Consider the following 22,047-nt stretch of genomic DNA (forward strand, 5'->3'; position numbering starts at 1 on the left):
AACAATTATAAACACATGAAATCGAGCATGACGAAAACGTCACACAGTGGGATGATTATCATAGCGAGATTCCATCTGACCATTAAAAAACAAAAAATAAACAGATGAAAAAGAACTTGTTGATACTCGCAATTTTGATGCTTGGAAATACCGCATTTGCACAAAATACAAACAACCTTTTAAGTAAATATTACAGTGTAAAGAATGCTTTAGTCAATAGTGATCTCAAAGCAGCATCTGAAGCAATTATCGATTTTCAGAATACGATAAAATCTGAAAGCTCTTTTAGACAGAAAGACGATTTAAATAAGGCTGCGGATAAGCTGGCGAAAGCGAATAGTGTTGAAAAACAAAGGGCCGTATTTAATGATGTTTCGACAACCATGTGGCAAATTGTGAAAAGCACTGATCAGGTAAGCCAATCCGTTTACTATCAATACTGTCCGATGAAGAAAGCATATTGGTTAAGCAACGAAACCACTATTAAGAACCCATATTTCGGATCATCAATGCTTAGCTGTGGTAATATTTCCGAAACAAAGAATTAAAAGGTTAAAAGCGGAAGCCTTAATCAGTTAAATAAAAAAACTATCAATGTTCTATTGATAGTTTTTTTATTTAACTCTGTTTCCAAACATAACAAAATCCCCTTATATCATATTTAGATTAGTTTTTTTTGCAATTAAATCTGAATTAAGGTCAATACCTTTCAAGTAAATCTTACAAAGATCTCCCGAAATAGAGTAAGGAATAAAGCACTGTTTATTGCCAATTTTGATTTCAAATAATACATAAAATAAATATGAAAAATATATCTCTATTTCTGATGACTGCAATGTTATTTGCTGCCTCCTCTACATATGCACAGAAGGTAGTCCGTTATGATTTGTATGTCAAAGACACGCTTGTCAATTTTGCGGGAAAAAGTAAAATGGCCATTGCGGTAAATGGGCAAATACCAATGCCGACTCTAACATTTACAGAAGGCGATACGGCTGAAATTGTGGTGCACAATCAACTAAAAGAAGGTACCTCTTTACACTGGCACGGAGTGTTTCTGCCCAATAAAGAAGATGGAGTGCCTTATCTGACCCAACCTCATATAGCTCCCGGAACAACGCATACTTACCGTTTCCCTGTTATTCAGAACGGTACCCACTGGTATCATTCGCATTCCGGATTACAGGAACAAATAGGTATGTATGGTAATCTTGAATTTCTTAAAAAAGAAGATGATAAAACCTTCCGGAAAGGCATAGACGATTTACCCACAGTACCCATCGTATTAAGCGAATGGACCAATCTAAATCCCGATAACGTGCACAGAATGCTGCATAATGCAAACGATTGGTCAGCGATAAAAAAGGGGGCTACACAGTCTTATGCTGAAGCAATCCGGGAAGGGCATTTTAAAACCAAGCTCAGCAACGAATGGAAACGTATGTTGGCGATGGATGTAAGCGATGTGTACTACGACAAAATATTAATGAACGGTAGTGCTTCCACAGATTTAAAAAATATAGATGGCAAAACACTTAAAGCAGGCGATAAGATAAGACTTCGCATTTCGAACGGTGGAGCTTCTTCTTATTTCTGGCTACGTTATTCCGGCGGGAAAATAACCGTGGTTGCCAATGATGGTAACGATGTGGAACCCGTCGAGGTCGATAGATTAATTATTGCAGTATCCGAGACCTATGATGTAGTGTTAACTGTTCCGGAAGACGGAACTGCATACGAATTTATGGCAACTACAGAAGACCGCACTAACTCTTCAAGTTATTTTATCGGTAACGGTGTTAAACAACACCTATCTCCTCTTCCCAAATTAAAATACTTTGAAGGAATGAAAATGATGAATGATATGATGAAGATGAATGGCGACTTGGATGATATGGGTATGAGTATGAGCCTGAATCAAATGGATATGAATGTGGTGATGTATCCCGAAATTACAGGAGAGACTGCAAAAAAGGGAAAACAAAACAATCAGCACATGAATATGGGTGCTGACCTGGATCGATATAATGCAAACGCTTTAGGCGACATCGTTACTCTGAACTATGCAATGCTTACATCCCCTCATAATACAACACTTCCAAAAGAGGCACCAATAAAAGAATTGGAGTTTACCCTTACGGGAAATATGAATCGCTATGTATGGAGTATGGACAATAAAGTCCTTTCCGAAACCGATAAAATACCTGTAAAAAAAGGAGAAGTATTACGAATCAAAATATACAACAACTCTATGATGCGTCATCCCATGCATTTACACGGGTTTGATTTTAGGGTGTTAAATGGAAAAGGAGAAAATGCACCCCTCAAAAATGTATTAGACATCATGCCGATGGAAACAGACAGCATAGAGTTTCTTGCAGACGAGGAAGGCGATTGGTTTTTCCATTGTCATATCTTATACCACATGATGGCAGGTATGGACAGGGTTTTTGCAGTCGGTGACTATCAAAACCCTTTACTTCCGGACAAGGAAAAGGCTTACAGGATGTTGCAACGCGAAAGTAATATGCCACATTTTATGGCACAGAACGATTTCGCCTCCAACGGTAATGATGGCGAGGCCATGTTTCAAAATGCAAGATGGAGTTTAGGAACAGAATGGCGCTTGGGCTATAATGATATGCACGGTTATGAAGTAGAAACGCATTTGGGAAGATACCTCGGGAAAATGCAGTGGATTATGCCGTTCATAGGTTTTGACTGGAGATACCGTAAAATGGGAATAGACGAACGGGAAGAGAATTTGTTTGGGCAGGTCAATAAAAAGGACTATAGGACTGCTGTGAGTTTAGGTGTAATGTACACCTTACCGATGCTGGTAAACTTCCAGGCTGAAGTTTATCACGATGGTATTATTCGCCTATCCTTGATGCGTGAAGACATTCCTGTTTCGCAAAGATTAAGAGCAGGTTTTATGGTTAATACGGATCTGGAATATATGGTCGACCTTAAGTATATCATCAACAAAAACATGGGAATCCGCACACATTATGACAGCGATATGGGATTTGGCGCAGGTGTTTCCCTGAATTATTAACACCTAATTTTAATGAAAAATACCCCAAATTTGCAGAGAATCATTTTGATAGATGATGATATTTTACTGAAAACAGTATATAAAAAGATAATTAATAGTTTAAAATTTAAAGGTGAAGTATTCGATTTCAATAATGGATTTCAGGCCATAAACCATATTCAGAAGGAAATGGAGTTTAATACGGATTTTAAATTAACCCCGACATTAATTATATTAGATTTAGAAATGCCTGTTTTAAATGGATTGGGGTTTTTAAAAGGTCTAGGGAACTTCAATCCTCGATTGATAAGCCAATATAAAATCATTGTTTCAAGCAACACCATAAACATTTCTGATATTAATCTTGCCTTGAATTTTGAAACGGTAGAAGAATATATTCCGAAACCATTAACGATTGATATTTTTAGAATACTTATTGTAGATAAAAAGAATTAATAATTTGTTCAGATATAACTTAGAGAAAAAAATTATAAATGAAGAAAAACTTGGACACATTCTATTTAATTAAACTTTTTTAATATTTTTTTAATAATTTAAAAATAGTTAAATTTTTTATCTATTTTTTTATAATTCCCCAAATTAATAAAGCAAAAATAAAAGCTAAGATCGAAAAATATTTTTCAAATGATGTATATGCAAATAAATTTCCAATAGTATTTAAAGAAAAGATACCAAAGAAAACCCATAGCATAAAGTCTACCAATTTATTTTTAATATTCTTAGATTTTAACAAAACAATCAAGATAAGAAATAAATTTAAGGCAATAGATATACTTTCAAAAACATACATTTCTTGTTCAGACTCAAGTCTACCCCCCCCAGGCGATTTTGAAAGGAATAATTTTTAATAATATCAAAAAGTGAAACACGATAACTAAATGTCCTCGACGTGTCGTATGCTGAACCGCCCTAATGTTTGCTCTTGGACTGTGGTGATATTGCGTGCTGGAATTTTTTTCATATTGAGTTAATTTGAAATAGCAAATTGTTTTCATAAAACTTCAAAGATCCCTTCCTAAATCCGGCACAAGAAACACACAGCACTTTCAATGTTTTTTGCTGCGCCCACAACAAAAGCTTAGGTGTTGTACCTTCGTTTAATTTCGTTGCAATAAATATTCATTTTCAAATAACATTAAAGGAGGCTCATGAGGTTGTAATTTTAAAATATCACCAGCAATTAATCCCCACACATTGAACCAATCTTGTACTCCTACTAACACCAGTTCAAAGGTATTTCATTGTCTAAACATGTTTGAAATGAAGACTTGTCTTCCTTAAGAAGGTAATTCTCGAAATACTTCGGTCCATCAGCTTTGTTATACAAGTATATTAAAGTTTTTTAATCTTGCTCATTATCATTCCAAAAGGGATGAATCAAGCTCAGAATCGTGGATTCCGGACTTTGATTGACTGGATATCTATGCTATTTTATTTCGTGGTTTTATTTGTTAATCCTTAGCAAATTTCATTTCCTTACTTCCCTGTTTCAACGTTACCTCGGAAGGGTTGTGGCCAAATTCCAATACTATTCCTGCTTGGACATGCTTAAAAACTGTTTGACTTTCCGCATGTAAAAGAAATGGATTTTGCCCGCTTGCCTGAGCAATCAAGTATCCGTTTTTATGACTTACTATTATTTTAATGGGTGCCTGAGAACTGGAATAAGTTCCTGAAAGTTTGTCCAGGTCTGAATCACTTATTTTAAGTCTGGACAACAATGGCAAGGGAGCATTGTGATCATATAGGGTGTTAAAAGTTTGCTGAACTACTTCGCTATTATTAAAATTCATACCATTGGAGGTCATCGCAATTGTAATGTTTTCTTCAGGTTGGTGGGCTACAAAAGCTACAAACCCATCAATATCTCCTGTATGTCCATAACTTTTTCTGCCACTATAATCAAATTCGAACATACCATAGCCCATCCCTTTTCGAAGGACATCATTTTGGCTAAGCTCTCATTTCGGATCATCTTTCCATCAAACAAGGCTTCCTGAAATCTGATAAGTTCAGTCGGAGTAGATTTGATAAATCCCGCCCCCATAGATACCCTTGGATTGGTTGGGGCCACCTTCTGCCAATCTCCCAAAAACCTATAGGAATGACTCTCTTGCCCATTTTGATTAAAGCTTCCATCCACATAAGTGTTCTTGAGTCTGAGAGGTTTGATTATTTCTTTCTCGAAAATTTCTTCATAGGATTTATTATAAACTTCCTCGAGGATATAGCTTAAAAGAATATAATTTGAGTTACTGTATTTGGCGTTCGTTCCGGGTTCAAAAGCTGGTTTGGATTTCGAGGTTTTGCTTATCATTTCAGCTTTTGAAATTTCAGACTCCTTCCATTCGGAATAATCCCTTTGACTTGTCACACTAAAAATACCACTCCTATGTCCCAACATTTGTTCTATATTGATGAGTGTTGAATTTGGAATGGAAGGGAAGAATTCAGCCAACTTGGTATCAAGAGAAAGTTTACCTGCCTCCACAGCTTTTAGAATAAGTGTTGCTGTAAACATTTTTGAAATGGACCCCACCTTATAAGTGGTATTTGGACTTGCATTTTTGTTTCTTTCAACATCTTCAAGTCCTACCGCTCTTGAATAAATAATCTCACCATTATTAGCCACCGATACGCTGCCCATAAAATTTTGGTTTTCTTCAAGAGAGAATAATAAGCTATCCAACTTCTCTCTTTTAAGTTGTTGACTGTTAACGACGGTCAAACTCATTAATGTCAATATTATAAGGAAAATTGATTTTTTCATTTTTTTTTTAATTTTATTATTGATAATTTTTTTATGCTTTTACATCTGTTGTTTTAATCCTTCAAGTTGGAGTGAAATGGCCCCAGGTTAAGGCAGCAAATTGGAGGGTAATCGATAAACCTATATATTTCACGATACTCCCTTAGTTATTTATTTAGAACAAAGTTATGGTAGAGTTAAAACAAGAATTTTAATATACATTAAGAAAAGATTTTTTATTCTTTTTCCTGAATTTGACAGTCGTCAGTTCCATTATGTTGTAAAGTATTGAAAGATAATATTTTTTAATTTTCAATTTTTGAATTGGGTTTCCCAGAGGTGTTTTTGAGTAATTTTGGGCGTGTCGTAAAAGAGAGGGACAGAGCCTTCAATGTGAATAGTAATTCGCTAAGTGACTGATCATTTTATCGATCCAGATTTTGATAATTTCAGCAAATCATTCAGCACTTCTTCCAACTCGGGAGTCCAAGGCATGGGTTCGCCTCCTCCCAGGAATACAAATTCATGATGGATTCCGCATAGAATTATTAGTCTTTAATTGCCTATGCTGTTTCAAATAATTCTTCCTTTGACTTACGTACTTTCCTTCTTTTTTGTGTTTCATCTTTAGGAGACCTGTAACCCACAGGAGCAATCACACTGGCATTTAGCCCCATTTCATCCAGCCCAAGGATTTGGTTGTAGTCCTGATTATCAAAACCTTCCATCGGACATGCATCTATTTTGAGTTCAGCGCAGGCGACAAGTAGATTGCTCAAAGCGAGATAGGTCTGTTTTTCGGACCAGCTTTTTTGCTTTTCAGCCGACATGTTTCTAATATTTTCCTTGATGGATTCTCCGTATTGTTTAAGCGTGGCAGTGTTTGCTCCTTGTGTACGTACAATTCGCTGGATGTAATCATCTACATGGCGATCGAAGTTATTTGTGTAATTGCAAAACACAAATAGATGCGAGGCATCCGTAATCTGCGATTGATTCCATGAAGCTTTTCTAAGCTCTTGCCTGATTTCGTCATGCTCAATAATGAGTATTTTATAGAGCTGTAAGCCATAAGAAGAAACGGATAGCCTGATGGCTTCCTTGAGGAATTCGATGTCCAGATCCTGAACCTTTTTGCCAGGATCGAATGACTTTGTGGCGTATCGCCATTGAAGTTTGTCAATTAAGTCCATTTAATATTGTTTTAATGTTTTACAAAATTTTTGAGTTGAAAATCTTCCTTGAAGCCTGTTCTTAAGTAAATTCCCTTGCCCATTGCTGAAGCCTGAAGTGTTGCATATTTGGCTCCGTCATGCCTGGCAGTGTTTAACAGATGAACCATAAAATCTTCAGCAAATCCTTTCCTGCGGTGTTCAGGCACTATTCCCATGGAGTGTAGGCCAGCAATGCCCGTATTGTCCAGGTAAAGTGCAGCCGTGCCAACCGGCTGGTCTTCAAATCTGCCGATGAAGTAGTCGACCTCCTCCATGGTCTTTTCCACGGTTTCGGAATGAATCAGGTAGCCAAAACATTTCTGGAACAGCTTCGACCACTTTATAGCTGTCCTGTAGTCATTGACTTTTTCAAACCAAATCTTATTAGCAGAACTAATAGTTGAATCCAATCGTACGGCCATTCCAGTCAATTCATTCTTCATGATAAATCCATGATTCTTTAGTACTTCTTCTGTTCCTGATAAATTCGCGGCCCAAATTGGAATTGTAATTTTTCTCATGTCCCAATTGTCTAGGATCGAATCCATGATTCGACTATCGGGCACCTTGTGAAACCAAAGTTTATTGGGCCATTCCGAATTCGAAACCACGGAGATTGAAAAGTCATCATTGGTGACAAATTTTCCGGCAGTTTTTCCACCTAAAGTCCATAAGCTCGTCAGGTTATTTGTATTTGAAATAATTGCATTCATGATTTTATTAACACTAACCCAATGATCATTACTATCACGGTTACCTTCTCTATTGAAATCGGGTCAACAGGCTTAACCAAAACACCTACTGAAAACGATAGCCCTAAGAATGATGAATTACTCATAATATTTCTAGTCTGAAGCGATTGGAATGGCTATGGGACGCATGGGAGATCCACTAGCTCCTCTCAATTTGATCGATGCAGCGATAAATGCGAACTCGTAGATCTCATCTGCGGACAATTCTTCCAAAAACATTTGTTCTATGAACATTACACCTTTCTCAGCAAGTAGATAGGTGTGTACTGGAACCCAATTATCTTTTCTTTCTGTTGGGATACTGCTGTCAGGTTTGTGCCAAGCAGGATTCATAATAAAGTGGTTGTTCTTTTCATGATTTAAATATTTTGTTTGTACAAATATCCAAACCATGCTACACGATCGCATTAAAGTATCTTAAGAAACACTCTTCCTGCTTAATTTTTTCTTATAGTGCTGACGTGTTGTGAAAGCTTCCCGAAAAATTTTAGCTAGCAAAAATCGAGTTTAATCATAAAAAATTTGAGAAGAATGGAACAAAATGATCATTGTTTATAAGTATCGAGTTAAATGTATCAAGGCAAGCAATGTAAATTCATCGCCTGCCTCAAAAAACACCAACTTTTAAACTAAAAAACAAATCACTTTTTATAATATGAAAATGTAGAATTATCAGGATTGAAAAATGTCAGCTTCCAGAACGGTTCACCTGACCATGTATCATATACTTTATTGATTTCATATCTAAGTTCGTAGGTATAGGTATCTACGCTTTCATCCACATTCTGCGTAGGATCACATTCACTAACAAACTTGCTTCTCCAATAGGTGAGTTCAAAAGTGGCTTTTTCATCCACCACAATAGCTTTACCAGTCATATATTCAGCATTATAAGAGGGACAGCCACTATTTGAAGTATTGATTGCTGCAGTCCAAAGGTAATTGCCATCTTCGGAAATTACCAAGCCGTATCCACCTTGGTCTTGCATCGTCCAAGGCCCATCTGCTCCGTTAAACCATACACCGCTAGTTTTATCATAAACACTTCTATCTACGGAAAAATGATTGTTTGTTAAGCTCCATTCATCTACCCATTCACCTGCTAAAGCGGGCAAATCAGGATAATATAATGATGAGGGAAACAAATACCCTAAGGGGAAGTTGAAGAACTCATTTTTTTCCGACACATCGGCATTTATACTTACTTTATTACTTACAACAATTCCGTATCCCAAACCATTGGAAAAATATGAGTTTTTCACAGAGATCAGTCCAAGGTTAGTCGCTAAGTTGGCCGTGTTGCTCATGCCGGGAAGTAGCTCCTTTCCAGCGTAGTTTACCTCACAGAAATGGATTTTGTTTAACTCATGATTCGTGTCAATCAAAATTCCATCCCAATGTTGGTTGGTTGAAGTAGAGGTAAGGGTGATTTTTTCTTCAGCGGTACCTACAGCATTAAAGTATCCCTGATCTACCACTTGTATTGAGACACCTTCTTTCATCATAAAATAAGAGCCAGGTGCTATTTCCACACCGGATTTAATAATTATGTCGTTACTGACTAAATACTGGGCATTGATTTTTGGAATCCTAACTGGTGTACTATTATCAATTACACCTCCTGTTTCAATGCCTCTATAGCCATTGCTCTCATAAAAGTCTGTATCAAAATCAACCATGTGAAGCTGGTGCGCCGGAATATATGCCGCACTTTTAGCATTCTCTTCGAAGATAAGTGTTCGGAATTCATTCAAATAGGATTGCCCTCCCACGAAGAGACCATAGCCCCCACTGTGAGTTAACCTCGTATGTGAAAGCTTTAATGCACTTCCGGACATGTAGTCATCTTCCAGTATCACGTTAGCAGTTATTCCCGGCATTGTAGGGAAATCGCTGCTTCCACCACCACGCACTTCCGCATGCTTGAATTCATTATGTTCAGAATTGCTGGCAATGAGAATACCTTTCCAGAAGTTGTTGGACGGTTCAGTACCAATAAACAAGACCTTATTTTCTGATTCTCCAATGGCTTTCAAAGATCCGTTTCCACCAATGATTAACCCCTTGTTTTCGGCAAAAACAACTTTTACCCCGGGTTCAATGGTCAATTGCGTAGAAACATGGATATCTCGGGTAACCATGTAATCTGGTGTTTCATCATCAAAAATGTTTGCCAGAATCGTTGGTGTTGCAATATCCTGATCAATCACCACTGTGGAGGGTTCATTTGTGCCCGTAGTGGTAATACTGACGGTATCCCGAGCAGTAAAACTGGCCTGACTGATTGTAAGGGTGAGCGTGAACACACCTTCCTGATCAGGAATAAATTCAGAGGTCATACTTTGATGATTATTCAAGGTACTTCCACTTTGAGAAGGCTTTGAAATGAAAGCCCAGTAATAGCTGAAGTTTCCTTCGTTTTCATCGTAAGACTCAGAACCATCCAGGGTCACCGTTGAGTAGACAGCAACAGACTGGTCGAAACCGGCATTTGCTATAAGGCCATTTACAGCTACTTCTATGTCGTCTTCATCTTCTATGCAACTTACGAACCCTACTGTCGATAGGATAAGCGCGAGGATGAAAAATTTAAGGTAATGTGACAGTAAACTATTAGTCTTTTTCATATTATAGAGTTTTATATCCGCCAGATACACAAAGCAATTGCCAAGTAATCTTGCCCGTGAAGATTTATCATTAGCTCGCTAAAAAGGCTGAAAAACGTGTTTTACGATTGGATATTCGGTGTAGCTATCGGCGTACAGTTTTTGAATTTGTATAGAAATCGGACAAATGAGTTTTCGACCCTTTGATCAATGTTGTCAATTCGAAACGATTGGAATAGCAATGGGGCGCATGGGAGAACCACTAGCCCCTCTCAATTTGATCGATGCAGCGATAAATGCGAACTCGTAGATCTCATCTGCGGACAATTCTTCCAAAAACATTTGTTCTATGAACATTACACCTTTTTCAGCAAGTAGATAAGTGTGCACTGGAACCCAATTATCTTTTCTTTCTGGTGGAAACGCTTCGAAACTTAAGTTGTCTGCACCCAGTAGCATGATGCTTTGGTCTTCAACGAGCCACCTCACAGCATCAAGTCCGATCCCAGGGTAATTATCGAGGTAGTGGTCGGCATTCTCATAGTGCTGGGCTTGACCCGTGCGGATCAGTACAACATCCCCCTTTTCCAATATTATCCCCTGTTTCTTAAGGGATCCTTGTAAGTCATCAGCTGTGATACGATAGTTCTCAGGAAGTGAACCTTTGTACGCTTCAACGTCAATAAGTACTCCTCTTGCAATAATGGGAGAGATAGTCTCTGCTCCGGTCTTTTTCCAACCTTTGTCACCTAGATGCTCTTCAGGTGTGAATCCATTCCAGATTTTTCCGTTCAAACCAAAATGATTCAACGCATCTATGTGTGTGCCCATATGGGTGTACATAGAAATGGCATCTCCGGTGTAGCTAACCTTTCTATTCATCTCCTCACCCAGTCCATTTGGGTTGTCCACTATGGTACCGTGGGGAGTGTGGGTTAGCCAATATTGATAACTTGGATCTCCAAGGGAATGAAAACTTGGCATCCCGACGAAATATTCTACGCTGAGATCGTAGGTTTTACCAGACTTAATTTGAGATAAAATTTGAAGACGCGTGGCGTCCGTCATCATATTCAGGGTACCGATTTCGTCCTCTGATCCCCAAGGGCTTATACCTACAGTTTCTTTCTGTTGGGATACTGCTGTCAGGTTTGTGCCAAGCAGGATCCATAATAAAATGGTTGTTCTTTTCATGATTTGAATAATTTGATTGTGCAAATATTCACACCATGCCGCCCGATTCCATTAAGGTACCTTAAGAAACGTTTTAGCTAGTTAATTTTTTTCCGGATTGTGCTGAGATGTTCCGGGGTTATTCCCAAATAAGATGCAATCATGTACTGTGGGATTTGTTGTTCCATTGTCCGGTAACGCCTCACAAATTCAAAGTAGCGCTGTTCAGCGGTGAGGCTCATTGAGTGAATGGTCCGCTCCTGTAATGCCACATATCCGTTTTGGGTTTTGATCCTAAAAAACCGATCCATCATATGGATTTGGTTATAAAGCTCATTTAACCGGTCTCTGTGGACTTGTAAAACAACACTATCTGTAATGGCCTGGATAAAAAAAGTGGCCGGTTTTAGGGTAAGGTAAGCATAGAGGTCATTCATCCACCACCCTTTAATTCCAAATTGAAGAATATGCTCCTTACCTGTCTCATCGATATTATAAAGCTTGAGGCATCCCACTGCTATAAAACGCATATGTTTGGAGTATTCTCCTTTTTGAAGCAAAAACTGTTTTTTCTTGAGCGTAACTGGAATGAAAGCATCCTTAACCAGTAATGCTTCGGCTTCATTCAGATGAACCAGCTCTTTAATATTTTGGATCAATAGTTCATGCATCCCTACCCAGACGCTAAAGTGAATCTTAAAATCATTATAGCTTTAGTTTATGCTTATGCACAACCTTTGTGTTTCTGCAGTGACGCCTTTTCGAAACTGGGTCTGATCCCACGAAACGAAATCGTTGAACAAAGATAAAACTTTTAACCAACTCAAAAATAGATTTCCCGGACATTAATTTTCTTGACTTAAGTTAAGAAATTCGGATAACTTTTTCTTTTTTCAAAAATTCCGGTTCTTAACCTTCTTAGCGATTAAAGTTTAATTCATAACTCACTTTTCACTAATTTTAAAAAACGAGAGGGATAAATTCCGCTCTGACGAATAAATTTAGAACTTCCCCACAGACCATCGTTTACGGCCATTTTTGAAAACTCCTAGTATGACAGACATATCCATAAAAAAAGACGAGTACCTTATTTCAACTGACAAAGAGAAACTAGACATTGATGCAATTCATGAATTTTTATCAACCAAAGCATATTGGTGTTTGAATATCCCCAAAGAAAAAGTACGCACTGCAATTGAAAATTCTTTTTGCTTTGGTGTTTATAAACACGAAAGACAAATTGGTTTTGCAAGAATAATAACTGACTTTTCCACTATTGCCTATTTGGGTGATGTATACATTTTAGAAGAACATAGAGGCAAAGGAATTTCAAAGTGGCTTATCGAAACGATTATGAACCTATCAGAATTGCAAGGATTAAGACGTTGGATATTACTTACAGGCGATGCCCATGAGCTTTACCGCAAATTTGGATGGGAAGAAATTGCAGCTCCAGACAAATGGATGGAGCTTCACAATCCAAACGTCTATTCAACGTAACTCCTATAGAAGTTTTCGTGTTATTGGCTTCTTTTATTCAACTTTCATTTAAATGATTCGTCTAAATCATTCTATCATAGATTTATTACAATAAGTAGCTTTTTCGAAATCCCTTATATTAATTGAAATAATTGGAACGTCTGGGAACATTATTTTCAAATCAGCAATAATGCTTTCAGAAAGATTCTTTTTTTGAGAAACAGTTCGTCCTTCCATAATATTGGCGAAAATGTGAATAAAATCATCTTTACTATTTCCGATAGTATAATATTTATAAGGGTTAATTCTAACTTTAATATCCCCCTTATCAAACAGGTTAGTTGATTCAGCTGAATCATACACTTTCTGAATAATTTCTTCAGGCGATTTTTTATTTAAAATATTTTTTGAGCAGTCAATTACAAAATGTGGCATAATAAATTTTTACTTTGGTTTTATGATTCAAATGTTGGTTAACGGTTTATAGCTAAAAGAAGTGCGTCTTTGAAACCGAAATCTTTTTTTCCCCACAATATTTGTTAGTTACCGAAATGCTGCCTCTAAATTTTTGCTTGCTTAAAAACCCACAATCTGCGTCAGCAGGCTAAATGTAAGCCATACTTCCGCACACGTTTTTTGTAGGTGCTGTTTGCGGTTGGCGTTTATTCTATTATTTGCCATTTAAACTATGGTCTTGAATTCATATTCAATTTCGTCATTTGACAAGTCAGCAACTTTTATAAAATTAAGTCTATTAAGTAGTTTTATTGCCCTGTAGTTTTCTTTAGTTGTTATAGCCCAAATACGCTTTAGTCCTATACTATTTATTCCAAAGTCTATCGCTAATTGAATAGCAAGAGTCATAAACCCTTGCCCCATATTTTGAGGTAATAAAACACAACCAAGTTCGCCTTCTCCTTTGTCAAGACCACGATAATAACCACAAGTCCCTACAATTTTATTTGTTAATTTGTCTGCAATGCCCCAATGAATTGAATTACCGTCGAAATAATCCCTGTTAATTTTAGCTTGCATTTCTACCGCCTGTTGCAAGGTCGTTGCTTGGATAGAATCATAAAATGAAATTTCAATAAGGTCCTTAATGTCGGATGTCTGTACTTGTCGTAAAGAGATTTTGTCACTAGTTAAGCTTGGGAAGATGTCGTATGGTGGTAGTTTCATTCTGTCTGTTATTTTTGTCCGGTAATGCTTACCTCTTGTTCTATCACATTTTGTTTTTCAATTGATTAAGACAACTGAAAATTGTAGCTCCAAAAATCAAAATCACAAATGCCTTCATCATGTTTATTTAATTTTTCATGTGTTTATAATTGTTTTTCAGTTGCCACATGGAATCTCGCAATTATAATCATCCCTCCGTGCGTCGCCTGCGTCATGCTCGATTTCATCTGTTTATTTTTTGTTTTTTAATGGTCATAACTTGTCCCGAGTATCGGGATGGAATCTTGCTATGATAATCATCCCACTGTGTGACGTTTTCGTCATGCTCGATTTCATGTTGCCTTACTTTCTCAGCTCTTCAAACACTCCACCATTACTTACAAATACTCCAAGCTTTGCTTCTCCTTTTCAGTTTGTGAATTTGCCTGGCGATCTCTAAATATAATTTTCATATTAAATATAATTTAAATTTTGAATTTATTGACTAACCTGATTTCAACGTAAACCTTAAAACGGCTTATGTTTTTACCCACACCGATTCCATATTTTACCCTTATTCCAAAGACAAAAGTGATCTTAAATTTTGAGTCATTTCATTGACTTAGGTTAAGAAAAAATGGGATAGCCATAAATAAACGTGACCAAAATGCCTTGTGCTTGATAACTACTATGCTAAGTCTGGGTTAAAAATCCACCAAGGGAGATTTTAAGAAACATAAATTTTCAATGAAGCCCTGATTTCGATTAAACCACCTATATTTGATTAAAGTAGAGTTGACCTTCTTCAAAAAATAATTTCAAACCATCCTTCTATGGAAAACAGGTTAAAAAGTGAGCTGGTATCCTTCCTCTCAAAGATACCCGAACTGTCAAAAAATGACGTGGATTTACTTGCAGAGAACATACCTGTTAAATTCTTTAAAAAAGGTACGATTTTAGTCAAGGAAGGAGATGTATGCAACAAGTGTTTTTTTGTTTTGAAAGGTTGCTTAAGGCAATATCTGATTATTAATGGGGTAGATAAAACAACCCAATTCTACACAGAAAATCAGGCAGCTGTGTTTTTTACAAGTTTTACAAATAAGATTAAATCAGAAAGCCACCTGTCTTGTGTTGAAGATTGCATACTTATCGTTGGTGAACCGGGTTCGGAGGAAGAAATGAATGAGCAGATTCCGATTTTGGGACAAATCACCAGAAAGATGATGGAGCAGGATTTTGGAAAAACCCAGGATGAACTTTCATACTTTATAGCCTCTTCGCCGGAGGAGCGGTACCTCAATCTGATAAAGACCAAGCCAGACCTTCTTCAAAGGGTTCCCCAGCATCAACTAGCCAGTTACATCGGGATTAGTCCGGAATCTCTCAGTAGAATTAGAAAGAGATTGATGAAAGCGGGATAGCGTTGCCGTTTTTTTACCACCTTTGAATATCAACCAAACTGCAAGACCCAATTCTCCAATTGCCATCGGCGCTCCCAATATAAGGTCTACTGTCCCTTTATAGATTTCGTAATCGGGTAAAAGCAAATGGGCTGAATTTGTAATTAGGTAACAAAACGCCGCAAACAAAGCCAATAGGCTAAGAACTTTGGGAATTGTATCAACTTTTGCCATAAGCCAGGCCACTGCAAAAAGGTGAAAGGCAAAAACTATCAATCCCAAAGACCAAACATCCAAAAACGTCCTAAAGCCGTTCATGATTAACTCTTGATTTTTGGGAAAATTATTCATTAACTGCAATACAGCCGATAAATTCATTAAAGCGATGCCAAGAAAAGCGGCACCCGTCAATCTTAGCCAGGCACTAAGCAGGGCTATAGGTTCATTGACAGTCTTGAAGAAATAATAAAGTGCCCATCCGATCACAACATCCAAGATCAAGATAGCTGTGAATGATAATATGACCAATCGAATCAAAAAACTAGATTGATTCAGATTATTTAAGGTTTCTGCCGGATTGCCAACCACATAAACTGTTGAAAATCCATATCCATAGCCAAATGCAGCTAAAAGAGCCATGGCTATTAAGGAAAATCCGGCAACAAGTGCCATATTTCTCTGAATATTATTATTTGTTTTTTCCATTATATTATTATTTTTTTATATCACAAATTTAGCCGTTAGTTTACCCCAACTCATTGACCTTAGGTAAGTTGTGTAAAAATCTAAACCTGTGATTTATTTTTTTGTAGGAAAAATAAGCGATTTAAGTAAATCACCCTCAGTTGGAACCGAAGGTGATTATCTCATATGAAAATCCAAGATTAAAAATATACCCGGTACATTAAATTTGGAAACAGGCCGAATTGTGTAACATAGCCTATGTCATCGGGTTCACCTTCATCGTAAAATTCAGATAATCTCCCCTTGGTGTTAGTAACATTATCCAAGTTCATAAATAATTCATGTGTAGCCTTCGGTTTGTTCCACTTGTAACTTGCGGATAAAATCACCTGGTACACATCGCCCAGCCCATTTTCATAGGCCTTATTGTTGTCCCAGAATCGATTGTTAGTAGGGTCAACAGCAATATTGCCGTTCTCATCTCTCAAAAGAGGTATTATTTTTTGTCCACCTCCAAAAAACAATTTTGCGTTGATGCCAAAAGTTTGGTTTTGGTTCCTTCCCAACTTTACAAATTCCTTCCCAAGCAGGAAATTGACCAAATAATTTCCATTATAGGCTGTATTTCTTTCCACTCCATCCAAGGCTGTGTATTTGGAATTATAAAGGGAAGCATTGATAAGGTAATAATAGTTTTTGTTGAAAAACCTTTCCAGCGTTAACTCGATGCCATAGTTTTTTCCGGTCCCCTCGTTGACTAATTCCACATATCGGTAATCAAGCCTTTCATTGATGGTGGAGTAATTACTGGTCAAGCTGTTTTCTACCGGTAAATTGTAAAGATCTTGGTAATAAACTTCTGCTTTAGCCATCAGGTGTTCCGTGAAACGTTTTTCAAAGCCTATAACATAATGGTGCGCCTTCAGAACATCGAGGTCATGATTTGGCTCGAATACCCCTCCATCTGCTTGCTCAACTTTGGCGAAATAATGGTGGATGCTTTCCATATTACTGTGTTTTCCATAGCCCGCATGGATTGAAGTGGTGTTGTCCAATATCCAGTTCATGGCAATTCTTGGTTCCAAAGCGCTTTTATTGTTGAGCAACACATTCATGTTTTGAAGACCGGATACTATTGTAATGTTTTCATTTACACGGTGTTTCCAGCTTATAAAATTCCTAATAGTACCTACCTGTTCCTTGAAATCAATCAGTGTTACCCTGTTGGCTTCATTATCCTGGAACTGGCTTTGGCGATAGGCATAATCAAAAAGCGTATATTTAGTACCCAATTCAATTTTATTCCTTGCATTGAGTTTATTGGTATAAGTAATCGCTCCCCTATAGGCCGCTTTTTTCAAACCACCTTCAAAGTTAAGGGTATTGTTTACCACCGAATCCCTTAAAAAGCCACCTTCCGGATCCAGAATTTTCACGGTTTTTGATTCAAATATTTTATCGTCAATACCTTCATTGGAATATGCAAGAGTGGTATGGATAAAGCTGTTTTTATTTAGATTCAACGTGTGATTGATACCTGTATTTAATAAATGGGCAGTTTTTTCAAAATCTTCCCTGATATCTGAAATCATGAATCGATCCCCAGGGGTTTCCCAAACGGAGGGTGTCACATCTTCAAAGAAAAAACCGCTCTTACCTGCCAAGGCAAACAGTGAAAATGTCCCCATTTTTTTGGTGGGTAAAACAACCTTTAAGGCAGCGTCCTGGAATTTTGGGGTTCCACCTATATCGACCATACCCAGGTTATCGATTAGTGAAATGGTGGAATACCTGTAATTTGCCAAAAAGGACCCTGAATATCCCTTCTTGAAAGGACCTTCCATGGTTAGATCCATCCCCAAAAGACCAACTCCTAAAACGGATTCAAGCTTTTCGTTATTTCCGGCCCTCAGTTTTACATCATAAACACCGGACAGGACATCCCCGTATTCAGGAGAAAATGCACCTGTATAAAAATCCGAGGTGGCCAATAAGTTATTGTTAAGCGTACTGACTGCTCCCCCGACCGAATTTTGGTCCGCCCAATGGTTGGGATTTGTAATTTCCACCCCTTCGAGACGCCACTGAACATATTTTGGGGAATTGCCTCTTACGATAACATCATTATTTCCATCTTGGGTGCTGGTCACACCTGCAAAATTAGACATGATCCTGGAAGGATCGTTGAAACCGCCTGCATATCTGCTGGTTTCTTCGGCTGATATGGAACGTGCGCTGACAAGCGCCATTTCATTGGTTGCCTGCCCCTTTTCCTGGTTGGCTGTTATTACCACTTCATTCATGGATATTGCGGATTCCTGAAGGGATAAATTTAATACGACCTCTTTGCCGGAGTTTACCACAATGTCTGGTATAGCTTTGGCTTCATACCCCAAATAGGACATTAGTAAAGATATTCTTCCTGTCGGAATCTTATCCAACCTGAAATTGCCATTTAGATCCGAAACTGTGCCGATTACAGGATTTGTTCCCACCACCATTATAGTAGCTCCAGCAATCGGAGATTTGCTGTCGCTATCCATGATCGTTCCTCTTACCGTTTGGGACAACTGTTGTGTTATAGCCATTGTAGAATACATGACCAGAATAAATGTTGTAAAAACTTTAAATTTCATGACGTTGATTTTTTTGATTAATTAGGTGTGGATATTATTAATGTTTATGATGACAAAATTAGGGGTACGGGGAGGAGGTATTCGTTGACTTAAGTTAAGAACTGAGATAGGGATTTAAAAAATGGCTAAATTTCGAATCTGGATAACTGAACAAAATTGTTTTGCCAAAATCAAGTCTATTAATCATCCAGTTGGTTCTAAATTTTTAAAGAAGGTCGGGTCGACCTAATGCGTGAGATTTACATATATCCAGATAATGTTATTTATGTAATCCATAATATCAAAAAAAGCATTGAAGGGCATCTTGTATTATTTACTTAATTTTACCCCAGATACTGGCAGGTATATACCCATATCATCACCGAAGTCTTTGATCAAATTAAAAGTCAATAGATAGATTGAACATATAAAAAATATTGCAGTAATAGCCAGTGCCGGTAAAAACTTACAACTTCGTTACTGACTACTATATCACCTTGGTATAAAATCTATTTAAAAAAATCGCTCTAGGTACTAAAAATGACCAATCTTGGTCACACAACAGGATAGAAAATTACTCCACAAATTCACTAATGTAAAAATAACATGGATAAAGGAGTTATCTTAGGGAAGATTATTGTCCTTGCAGGACCCTTCTGAATGCAATGGCATTTTGTGTGGTTTCATAAATCCAAGTACAATTTAAATTTATCGACAAATAAACTAATCATGGACAACAAGTTGGTAGGGTACTTTTCCAGAATAATGCCTCTTTCAGACGAAGAGAAAATTGCTATAGCGGAAAGCATGGTGGTGAAAAATTATAAAAAGGGGACGGTTTTACTAGAGGAAGGGAAAATTTCCACTGAATGTTATTTTGTTATGGAGGGTTGTGTGCGACAATATTATATAGTGGATGGGGAGGAGGTGACCAATAATTTTTTCACAGAAGAGCAGTTTGTAGTTTCGCACTTGAGTTTTTCGCAGAAAATTCCAGCCAACCATTATTTTGGATGCTGCGAAGATTGTTTATTGGTTATTGCAAATGAACAAAAGGAAAAGGACCTCTACCAGCGCTTTCCCAAATTTGAAACCATTTCCAGAATGGTTGTGGTAAAGGAATTTGGTGAGCAGCAAGCAGCAATGGCTTCCTATATCACCGATACTCCGGAACAAAGGTACCTTAAACTGTTGAAAACCAGGCCTGATTTATTTCAGAGAATTCCCCAATACCAACTTGCAAGTTATATAGGTGTCAAGCCTGAATCTCTCAGCAGGATCAGGAAAAGGATTTATCATAAGGTTTAACTTTCACAAAATTTAAAGGGAATTTATGGAAGATTTATTTCCAAAGCTTTTTCTATTTATACCTTTACAACAACATTCCCTTTTTTGTGTCCTAATTCTACCTATTTATTTTTTATAATCAACTGCCTTCATATTGTAGATATTTGACTGGCTATAATTTTAACTTCTTTACTGTCAGAGCATTCGTTTAATCGTGACGTTGCTGGGGTAGTATCCTCAATGGATTTATCCAATTGGGTTGTTATTGGTATTCTCCAGTTCCAGGCAAAAATTACAATAGCTGTAGTACAGGCAATTTCTACTGTTGCAAAAAATACGTAATATACTGTCGGAACTGCTACGAAAAGCGTCATGATAAGGGTGATTGTCATGATAGAACCCGCAATAATACAAGCCAACCTGTTTGCCTTATGATCCATTAATCTGGAGAGGAGTACCATCGATAGGGGGATCATCATATAGATTGACCCTCCTAGCAGAAAAGCTTCAGTCATTTCAATAGCATGGTGCTTAATAGGGTCCATTAGGGTGACCACATCTCCGTAGGTATAGGTAAGCATGGCAAATAGCCATAGTGCAGAAAGTTTGGATTTCATGTCCACTTCAGAATTTGTTTTTTTTGGTTTCATCTTGTTTTTGATTTGATTAATAATAGGTCAAAGGTATTGGTCCCGTTTTTTAACTTCATTGACTTCGGTTAAGAAAAAAATTAACTTTTAGGATACAGCCGCTGAGTCACTTGATTTCAGGTAGAATATGAGTTTGCAAAATGGAGTAATGCATATCCACAACTGCTTGATTAAATCCATGGGATGCCCCGGAGATAATGAAAAATTCTTTATTTGGGGCCTTTATTTTATCAAAATATGCCTTGGAAATTTCTGCGGGAGTAAGAATATCCTTTTCCCCTTGGACCAGGAAAATTGGAATTTCAAAAAACAAACCATCTTCCATGAAATCCACAGTTGCGCTCATCGCTTTGATGCCTAATTGTGCATGCCCTACATAATTGATAAATGAATAGTCATCACCATCTTCACGATGCTGGGCGTCTGTTGTATTGTTATAATCATCAGCCGGGTTCCACCAGGAATTTGGAGCAGGAATTGCATTTTTGCCTTCATATTTTTTGATTAGCTGCATCAGCTTCCCCATATCTCTGGCATTGTCATAGGGAGGTTTTCCAAGCGATTTCAACGTGTTTATGGATTCATTATCCTCTTGCTCCAAGGCAAGGGAATGTAGCTTCCGGTAAACGATCTTCAAATCCTCTACCGGATTTACTAGTTGTGAATGGCCGATATAGGCGTAAAAAAGATCAGGTCGTTTCAATGCCATTTTTGCGCCTAAAACAGAACCCCAGGAAGATCCCATCAGGATTATTTTTTCCTTATCCAGCTTTTTAAGGAGATACTCTGCAAGTTCAATACCGTCAGCAACCATCTGATCAACCCTCAGCGGATTTTCAATCCAATAATCTTTATCCACATTTGCAGGTATATTCCTTCCGAAAGTCCTTCCCGAACCCCGCTGATCCCAATTGACAATTACAAACTCATTTTCCCAATTGCCGAAAATAGCATTGGAATAAGGACTTACAGGGCTGCCTGGTCCGCCATGTAAAATTAGGATCACGGGATTGGACTTATCAAGACCCGAGATCGTGACCCACTGTTCGATCCGTCCGATCGAAACATATTTTTCTTCTCTTATGGATTGTCCCAGCAAAGGATAGCTGAAGAAAAGAAATAAAACAAGGGCACCAAATGCCGATTGTTTTTGAGAGATTAGGTTTAGCAGTATTTCTTTTTGGTATTTCATTCAGCAAAATTGATTTCCATTAAA

General features: G+C 37.5%; 18 protein-coding genes and 1 pseudogene. 6 read left to right on the forward strand and 13 right to left on the reverse strand.

The genetic code is table 11. The features are described 5' to 3' along the window. Positions 1–104 precede the first annotated feature (104 nt). The 3 genes from FQ608_RS05090 to FQ608_RS05100 all read left to right on the forward strand — a co-directional run bounded on the left by FQ608_RS05090 (position 105) and on the right by FQ608_RS05100 (position 3,493). Entirely contained in the window at positions 105–548 is a 444-nt protein-coding gene (locus FQ608_RS05090; RefSeq protein WP_158856747.1) for a DUF3347 domain-containing protein, read from the forward strand. Between the two features lie 254 nt (positions 549–802). Continuing rightward, positions 803–3,058, forward strand: coding sequence for a multicopper oxidase domain-containing protein (locus FQ608_RS05095; protein WP_158856748.1), 2,256 nt, complete (start codon positions 803–805; stop codon positions 3,056–3,058). A 12-nt stretch (positions 3,059–3,070) separates the two neighbouring features. Then, complete coding sequence (locus tag FQ608_RS05100; RefSeq protein WP_158856749.1) at positions 3,071–3,493, forward strand: response regulator; 423 nt, start codon at positions 3,071–3,073, stop codon at positions 3,491–3,493. Positions 3,494–4,509: 1,016 nt separating this feature from the next. Here FQ608_RS05100 and FQ608_RS27735 read toward each other — a convergent pair. The 7 genes and pseudogenes from FQ608_RS27735 to FQ608_RS05140 form a co-directional block, all read right to left on the reverse strand. Further along, positions 4,510–5,828, reverse strand: a pseudogene (locus FQ608_RS27735) (serine hydrolase domain-containing protein). 542 nt (positions 5,829–6,370) lie between these two features. Beyond that, complete coding sequence (locus FQ608_RS05115) at positions 6,371–7,000, reverse strand: NAD(P)H-dependent oxidoreductase (RefSeq protein ID WP_158856752.1); 630 nt, start codon at positions 6,998–7,000, stop codon at positions 6,371–6,373. A gap of 11 nt (positions 7,001–7,011) precedes the next feature. Further along, positions 7,012–7,734 (reverse strand): GNAT family N-acetyltransferase, encoded by a 723-nt coding sequence (locus tag FQ608_RS05120; RefSeq protein WP_158856753.1) that lies wholly within the window; start codon positions 7,732–7,734, stop codon positions 7,012–7,014. A gap of 132 nt (positions 7,735–7,866) precedes the next feature. Continuing rightward, positions 7,867–8,106: a cyclase family protein gene (locus FQ608_RS05125; protein WP_199856314.1), complete on the reverse strand. Its 240-nt coding sequence runs from the start codon at positions 8,104–8,106 to the stop codon at positions 7,867–7,869. A 308-nt stretch (positions 8,107–8,414) separates the two neighbouring features. Further along, positions 8,415–10,400 (reverse strand): PKD domain-containing protein, encoded by a 1,986-nt coding sequence (locus tag FQ608_RS05130; RefSeq protein ID WP_158856754.1) that lies wholly within the window; start codon positions 10,398–10,400, stop codon positions 8,415–8,417. Between the two features lie 195 nt (positions 10,401–10,595). Beyond that, positions 10,596–11,573, reverse strand: a complete 978-nt coding sequence (locus tag FQ608_RS05135) for a cyclase family protein (protein WP_158856755.1) — start codon at positions 11,571–11,573, stop codon at positions 10,596–10,598. A gap of 77 nt (positions 11,574–11,650) precedes the next feature. After that, positions 11,651–12,223 carry a Crp/Fnr family transcriptional regulator gene (locus FQ608_RS05140; protein WP_158856756.1) on the reverse strand — a complete coding sequence of 191 codons (573 nt, stop codon included), beginning with the start codon at positions 12,221–12,223 and terminating at the stop codon, positions 11,651–11,653. A 382-nt stretch (positions 12,224–12,605) separates the two neighbouring features. Here FQ608_RS05140 and FQ608_RS05145 point away from each other — a divergent pair, with 382 nt between their 5' ends. Next, on the forward strand, positions 12,606–13,052 hold the full coding sequence (locus FQ608_RS05145; protein ID WP_158856757.1) for a GNAT family N-acetyltransferase: 447 nt from the start codon (positions 12,606–12,608) through the stop codon (positions 13,050–13,052). Positions 13,053–13,118: 66 nt separating this feature from the next. On the opposite strand, the gene FQ608_RS05150 is transcribed toward FQ608_RS05145, so the two are convergent. Both FQ608_RS05150 and FQ608_RS05155 read right to left on the reverse strand, forming a co-directional pair. After that, complete coding sequence (locus tag FQ608_RS05150; protein WP_158856758.1) at positions 13,119–13,466, reverse strand: 5-carboxymethyl-2-hydroxymuconate Delta-isomerase; 348 nt, start codon at positions 13,464–13,466, stop codon at positions 13,119–13,121. Positions 13,467–13,712: 246 nt separating this feature from the next. Then, positions 13,713–14,213: a GNAT family N-acetyltransferase gene (locus tag FQ608_RS05155; RefSeq protein WP_158856759.1), complete on the reverse strand. Its 501-nt coding sequence runs from the start codon at positions 14,211–14,213 to the stop codon at positions 13,713–13,715. An 812-nt stretch (positions 14,214–15,025) separates the two neighbouring features. Here FQ608_RS05155 and FQ608_RS05160 point away from each other — a divergent pair. Continuing rightward, positions 15,026–15,616: a Crp/Fnr family transcriptional regulator gene (locus tag FQ608_RS05160; protein WP_158856760.1), complete on the forward strand. Its 591-nt coding sequence runs from the start codon at positions 15,026–15,028 to the stop codon at positions 15,614–15,616. Here the strand turns inward: FQ608_RS05160 and FQ608_RS05165 are convergent. Together FQ608_RS05165 and FQ608_RS05170 are read right to left on the reverse strand one after the other, a co-directional pair. Continuing rightward, positions 15,545–16,300, reverse strand: coding sequence for a DUF4386 domain-containing protein (locus FQ608_RS05165; protein ID WP_158856761.1), 756 nt, complete (start codon positions 16,298–16,300; stop codon positions 15,545–15,547). The genes FQ608_RS05160 and FQ608_RS05165 overlap by 72 nt on opposite strands. Before the next feature lie 179 nt (positions 16,301–16,479). Further along, positions 16,480–18,915, reverse strand: a complete 2,436-nt coding sequence (locus FQ608_RS05170; protein ID WP_158856762.1) for a TonB-dependent receptor — start codon at positions 18,913–18,915, stop codon at positions 16,480–16,482. Positions 18,916–19,623: 708 nt separating this feature from the next. On the opposite strand from FQ608_RS05170, the gene FQ608_RS05175 reads away from it, so the two are divergent. Further along, positions 19,624–20,202, forward strand: coding sequence for a Crp/Fnr family transcriptional regulator (locus FQ608_RS05175; protein ID WP_158856763.1), 579 nt, complete (start codon positions 19,624–19,626; stop codon positions 20,200–20,202). 128 nt (positions 20,203–20,330) lie between these two features. Here FQ608_RS05175 and FQ608_RS05180 read toward each other — a convergent pair whose 3' ends face one another. Then, complete coding sequence (locus tag FQ608_RS05180) at positions 20,331–20,831, reverse strand: DUF6326 family protein (RefSeq protein WP_158856764.1); 501 nt, start codon at positions 20,829–20,831, stop codon at positions 20,331–20,333. 106 nt (positions 20,832–20,937) lie between these two features. Continuing rightward, a complete protein-coding gene (locus tag FQ608_RS05185) occupies positions 20,938–22,023 on the reverse strand; it encodes an alpha/beta hydrolase family protein (protein ID WP_158856765.1) in 1,086 nt (361 codons plus the stop codon). Positions 22,024–22,047 lie beyond the last annotated feature (24 nt).

It is taken from the genome of Lunatibacter salilacus, assembly GCF_009797935.1.
GTDB lineage: Bacteria > Bacteroidota > Bacteroidia > Cytophagales > Cyclobacteriaceae > Lunatibacter > Lunatibacter salilacus.